The 2,287-nt window shown below is 69.3% G+C and carries 2 protein-coding genes; one reads left to right on the top strand and one right to left on the bottom strand.

Annotated elements, in window-relative coordinates:
• On the bottom strand, positions 1 to 1,030 hold a 1,030-nt coding region (locus CF8_RS21745; RefSeq protein WP_232211546.1), incomplete at its 3' end, for a phosphotransferase enzyme family protein.
• Positions 1,031 to 1,229: 199 nt separating this feature from the next.
• On the opposite strand from CF8_RS21745, the gene CF8_RS23390 reads away from it, so the two are divergent.
• A complete protein-coding gene (locus tag CF8_RS23390) occupies positions 1,230 to 2,033 on the top strand; it encodes a cyclase family protein (protein WP_084622976.1) in 804 nt (267 codons plus the stop codon).
• The last annotated feature ends 254 nt before the right edge of the window (positions 2,034 to 2,287 follow it).

Below are 2,287 nucleotides of genomic sequence, written 5' to 3'. Positions count from 1 at the left end.
GATCCCTCACCGGCAACCGGTCGTCACCCGGCTGACATGAGCTGGGCGCGGCGGCCTCCCGCGTCTTCGTACCTGCGGTCGTCGCAGGGCTCGGCCGCTTCGGCACGCGGCAGCGGCAGCCCGGCCTGGCCGTCGTACCGCGAAGGCTTCGACCAGTCGGCCCTCCCTCGCAGGCCGGATCAGTCGTGGAGGCGTCGGTCGAGGTGCGCGACCAGCGTCTCGTAGAGCGAAGGGTCGTCGTGGTTCCCGACCAGGAGGCCGGCGAGGACCTGCAGACGGCGCAGGTCACGGCAGTCGGAGAGTCGGGTCCGGTCGATGGGCCGGGGTAGGCGGCCAATGCGTCGTCTGTGATCGTCATCGAGGCCATGTCCCACTCCACGGGCCCGACACACACGTCCTCGAAGTCGGTCCAGAGTGGTCCGTCCGGCGTCATGAGCACGTTTCCTGTGTGGGCGTCTCCATGCAGGGGACGGGCCGGCCAGGACCGGGTCAAGGGGACCAACTCGGCGGCAGCGCGATGGAGGGTCGGATCTGATGAGATCGCCAGCGCCGGGGAGATGTCGGTGAGAGGGCCGATCAGGGTGGGCAGGTCACCGGGGTAGCGGGCCAGTGCGTCGTGCAACGGTCCCAGCATCGCGCCGAAGCCGGCGGCTGATACTTCGCGGGAGTCGTGTTCGGTCCAGTGCCACAGGCACACTTCCAGTCCCTCTGCGATGTGGGGCCCCGGGTCCTCCCACGGGGCGACGATAGGTACGCCCGAGGCGGCGAGGAACTGGGCGACGAGCACTTCACGTTCGAGCCAGGGCAGGGGGTGTGGGCGCAGTGCGCGCCCGACGGTCACGACGCGGGTGACTACTGGTGCGGGCCTGAGTCGTACGCGAACGCTGTAGCCCTCGGCGATGACCTCGGGATCGTCGGCTGGCAGCCCCAATGCCCGAGCACAGGCGACGGATGCCGACACCGCATCGGCAGTGGTGGGGAGGACAGCCACGCCGTCGACGGTTTGTCGCTCATCGAGGTCGTCGTCCATGGCGGCCACTTTGACAGGGCGGGCAACCGCGTCGATGGCGGCTATAAAGACGCACGTCGCCAGATGCACGGATCGCGGCCATGTGAGTGTGCTTCTTCGCGAACGCTTGGTGACGCGACTCGGCCGGGGCAGGTGGCGCAACCAGGATCTCGAGCAGGTGCGCAGCCCGAGGCGAGCGTAGGGCTGGGACGATGATCCGGTGGAAGAGCTGATTTCTCTGTTGGGCCACCGTGTTCGCCTCGTCGACCTGACACACCGTCTCGGACCGTCGCCGAGCGAGCCGGTACCCCCGTGGCTGGAGGCACAGACGCATGAGGAAGGCGCCGAGGTGTGGGAGGGCATGTTCGGCATCCCACGTGGGGCTCTGCCAGGCGGACGGGGTTTCGCCGGTGAGATGCTGCACCGGCTGTCCACGCACGCGGGTACCCATGTGGACGCGCCGTGGCACTACGCGCCGACAGCAGGCGGTGCACCTGCCGCCACCATCGACCGTGTGCCGCTCTCGTGGTGCGTCGGTGACCTGGTGGTGGTGGACGTGTCGGACCTGCCCACCGGGCACCTGATCGGCCGAGACGAAGTGGTCGAGCGCCTTGCGGGCATCGCACCCGATCTGCAGGCGGGCGCTGTGGTGGCGTTCTACACGGGCGCGGAGCGGCTCTGGGGTGATGAGAAGTTCTGGGAGACCGGGTGTGGTCTGGGACGTGAAGCGGTGCTGGCGCTGCTCGAGCGTGGCGTGCGGACCATCGGTACCGACGCCTGGAGCTTGGACCGGCCATATCCGCTGATCGGCGCGGAGTGGCAGCAGCGGCGCGATCCGGCGGCGCTGTGGCCCGCGCACTTCGCTGGCATCGAGCAGCCTTATCTGCAGATCGAGAAGCTGGCCAACCTCACGGCGGTGCCTGCGATCGGGGCCACCATCCTCGCGTTCCCGATCAAGGTTGAGTGCGGCAGCGGAGCGTGGACGCGAGCCGTAGCTCTAGTCGCAGAGCCAGGCGAGCGCTGAACCACCACGGAGCCGCAGTGCGGTTGCGCACTGTGCGTGGGTCGTCTTCGGGCGCGGACGCGCTTTGTGCGTCGGGGACGACCCAGCACCGGGGCCGTCGACGGATCTCCTGAGCCGCTGCCCCCTGCCCGGTCGGGCAGATTCGTATGGCGGCGTCGGCGATGCTCGTGCCGTGAACCAGCTGCCCGACGCCGTCGTGGCCTCGCGGCCGACCGCCACCGTCGGCTGCTACACCGTCCCGGATAGCGATCCGC

The sequence above is a fragment of the Nocardioides sp. CF8 genome, from assembly GCF_000389985.1.
Classification (GTDB): Bacteria; Actinomycetota; Actinomycetes; order Propionibacteriales; family Nocardioidaceae; genus Nocardioides; species Nocardioides allogilvus.
The sequence above is the reverse complement of the archived record's forward strand: the minus strand, read 5'-3'. Positions and strand labels throughout refer to the sequence as shown.